Annotated in this window: 4 protein-coding genes and 1 riboswitch; of the genes, 1 reads left to right on the top strand and 3 read right to left on the bottom strand. The window is 73.9% G+C overall.

All coding sequences use genetic code 11. The features are described from left to right. From thiD to thiM, 3 genes are all read right to left on the bottom strand, one after another. Positions 1 to 340 (bottom strand): bifunctional hydroxymethylpyrimidine kinase/phosphomethylpyrimidine kinase (thiD, locus tag VIP82_RS04850; protein WP_331906212.1); only part of this gene is annotated, 340 nt, incomplete at its 3' end. Then, complete coding sequence (gene thiE, locus VIP82_RS04845; protein ID WP_331906210.1) at positions 337 to 1,017, bottom strand: thiamine phosphate synthase; 681 nt, start codon at positions 1,015 to 1,017, stop codon at positions 337 to 339. The genes thiE and thiD, both read right to left, overlap by 4 nt. Beyond that, on the bottom strand, positions 1,014 to 1,832 hold the full coding sequence (thiM, locus tag VIP82_RS04840; protein WP_331906208.1) for a hydroxyethylthiazole kinase: 819 nt from the start codon (positions 1,830 to 1,832) through the stop codon (positions 1,014 to 1,016). Before thiM ends, thiE begins: the two co-directional genes overlap by 4 nt. Next, positions 1,823 to 1,917, bottom strand: a riboswitch (TPP riboswitch). Its footprint overlaps the gene before it by 10 nt. 64 nt (positions 1,918 to 1,981) lie before the next feature. Between thiM and VIP82_RS04835 the strand changes: the two genes are divergently transcribed. After that, the coding region (locus VIP82_RS04835) for a DNA polymerase III subunit gamma and tau (RefSeq protein ID WP_331906206.1) at positions 1,982 to 3,089 on the top strand (1,108 nt) is incomplete at its 3' end.

Here is a 3,089-nt window from a genome sequence, read left to right as displayed (position 1 = left end):
GCACGCGGCCGAGCCACTCCCGCACGGTCCCGATGATCCGGACCGACTGCAGCATCCCGATCTTTACCGCGTCGATCTCGACGTCATCCGATACGGCGTCGAGCTGTGCGGCGAGGAACGCGGTCGGCGGCACGTGCACCTCGCGCACGCCGCGCGTGTTCTGCGCGACGAGGGCGGTCACCACGGCCATGCCGTAGCCGCCCAGCGCAGCGATGGACTTGAGGTCGGCCTGGATGCCGGCGCCGCCCGTCGGGTCGGTGCCGGCGATGCTCAGCACGCGCGGGATCGCCTGCGCGCGCTGCGGCGCGGTCGCGGGTTGCGCGACGAACACCTCGCTCACCGCGCGACCGCCTCGGCCTCGAGCGTGAGCGCATCGGCGGCGCTGCGGAGCGCGCGCGACGCGGCTGCGGGATCTTCGGCCCCGCAGATCGCCGAGACCACCGCGACACCCGCTGCTCCGGCTTCCCGCAGCGGTGCGACGTCGCTCACGCGCACTCCGCCGATCGCCACGCAGGGCACGGTGGTGTTCGCCGCGAACGCTGCGAAGCCGTCGATGCCGAGCGCCGGCGGGTGGTCGGGTTTGGTCGGGGTCGGCCGGATCACGCCGACGCCGAGGTAGTCGACGGTGCCGGAACGCAGAGCGGATGCCGCGGCCCGGTGCTCCGGCGAGTTCGCCGTCCATCCGACGACGGCGTCCGCGCCGAGCAGGCGTCGCGCCGTCTCGGGCGCCACGTCGGCCTGGCCCAGGTGGACGCCGTCGACGCGCGCTCCCGCATCGCGCGCGGCGACGGCGACGTCGACGCGGTCGTTGATCAGCAGGAGGCAGCGGCGGTCGATGACGTCCGACATCGTCACCGCCTGCCGCAGCAGCTCGCGCGCACTGACGGACTTGGCGCGCAGCTGCACGACGTCGACTCCTGCGCCCGCCGCGGCGTCGACGACGTCGACCAGCCGGTCGAACGGCACGCGGTCGTCGGTCACGAGATGCACCGCGAGGCGCGCGACGGGGCGGATCATCGAGCCGCGAGCGCGTCGGCGACGCGCGCATCGAGTTCGGCGGGCGCCGCAGCCACGGCGTCGAGCGCATCGAGGAACGCCACGGCGAACGACCCCGGCCCCTCCGAGCGCGCCGCGGCCCGTTCCGAGGCGACCGCGTAGAGGGCGGATGCCGCCACCGCCGCCTCGAGCGGAGCGCAGACACCGAGCAGCGCGGCCATCACCGCGCCGAGCGAGCAGCCGCCCCCGGTGACGCGGGTGAGGAGCGCGTCGCCGCCGTGGACGCGCACGACCCGCTCGCCGTCGGTGACGAGATCGACCGGGCCCGACACGGCGACCACGCCGCCCGCGCGCAGCGCGAGCGATCGCGCTGCGCCGGCGGCGGCATCCGTTCCGTCCGTCGCATCGACCCCGCGACCGCCGGCACCCTCGCCGGCCAGCGCCAGGATCTCGGAGGCGTTGCCGCGGATGACCGCCGGACGGTGCTCGAGCAGCTCGGCCGCGAGAGCCGTGCGCACCGGGAGCACGCCCACCGCCACGGGGTCGAGCACCCACCGGGAAGCGTGACGCACAGCCTCGCGGGCGGCATCGCGCTGCTCCGCGGTCGGGGTGCCGAGGTTGACCAGCACGCCGTCGGCGACGCCGGCGAACAGCCCTGCCTCGCCCGGGATGTCGCACATCGCCGGAGCCGCGCCGACGGCGAGGAGGGCGTTGGCGGTGAAGTTCGTCACCACCGCGTTGGTGATGCACTGCACCAAGGGCGAGGCCTCGCGCAGCGCCGTCAGCGCGACCGCGGGGGAGAGGGCGGACAGGTGGGGTTCGGTGCGCGCGTTCATCGCGACATCCCTTCGCTCGCATGATCGAGATCAGGTTCGACGGGTGTGTTCTCAGCCCGCCGCGCGGGCACCCCGTGTCACTGCCGAGCAATCTAGCAGGCGGCGCGAGCGGCCACCGCGATGTCGGCGTCACGCCGTAGGCTGGGGGAGTGACCACCGCCCTCTACCGCCGCTATCGGCCCGAGTCGTTCGGCGAGATGATCGGGCAGTCTCAGGTCACCGAACCCCTGATGACGGCGCTGCGCAGCGACCGGGTCGGGCACGCCTACCTGTTCTCCGGCCCGCGCGGGTGCGGCAAGACGACGTCGGCGCGCATCCTGGCCCGCTGTCTCAACTGCGCGCAGGGGCCGACCGACACGCCCTGCGGCACCTGCGACAGCTGCGTCGAGCTCGGCCGCGGCGGTGGCGGCTCGCTCGACGTCGTCGAGATCGACGCCGCCAGCCACAACGGTGTCGACGACGCCCGCGACCTGCGCGAGCGCGCCGTGTTCGCCCCGGCGCGCGACCGCTTCAAGATCTTCATCCTCGACGAGGCGCACATGGTGACGCCGCAGGGCTTCAACGCCCTGCTCAAGCTCGTCGAAGAGCCGCCCGACCACGTCAAGTTCATCTTCGCCACGACCGAGCCCGAGAAGGTCATCGGCACCATCCGCTCCCGCACGCACCACTATCCGTTCCGCCTCGTGCCGCCGGCCGCGATGCTCGAGTACGTCGAGCAGCTCTGCGGGCAGGAGGGCGTCGAGGTGGAGAAGGGCGTGCTGCCGCTCGTCGTGCGTGCGGGTGGCGGGTCGCCGCGCGACACGCTGTCGCTGCTCGACCAGCTCATCGCCGGGTCCGAGGACGCCCAGGTCAGCTACGCCCGCGCCGTCGCCCTCCTCGGCTACACCCACGCCGAGCTGCTCGACGAGGTGGTAGACGCGTTCGCCGCCTCCGACGCCGCGGCCGCGTTCGCCGCGGTCGACCGTGTCGTGCAGACGGGCCAGGACCCGCGCCGGTTCGTCGACGACCTGCTCGAGCGCCTGCGCGACCTCATCGTCGTGTCGGCGACCGGTCAGGGCGCCGCCGCGGTGCTGCGCGGCGTGTCGGCGGAAGACCTCGCCCGCATGCAGCGTCAGGCCGACGCCTTCGGCACCTCCCGCCTGTCGCACATCGCCGACCTCGTGATCGCCACCCTCGACGACATGACGGGCGCGACTTCGCCCCGGCTCCAGCTCGAGCTCATGGTCGCTCGCGTGCTCGCGCGAGGAGCGGGCGGTG

The organism is Microbacterium sp. (assembly GCF_036566905.1).
GTDB lineage: Bacteria > Actinomycetota > Actinomycetes > Actinomycetales > Microbacteriaceae > Microbacterium.
Note: the sequence above shows the minus strand (reverse complement) of the source record. Positions and strands in the feature narration are given on the sequence as shown.

Bases quoted from the DNA above. Each gene is read 5' to 3' on its own strand.
- thiE (WP_331906210.1), bottom strand. From the start codon at position 1,017: ATGATCCGCCCCGTCGCGCGCCTCGCGGTGCATCTCGTGACCGACGAC.
- thiM (WP_331906208.1), bottom strand. From the start codon at position 1,832: ATGAACGCGCGCACCGAACCCCACCTGTCCGCCCTCTCCCCCGCGGTC.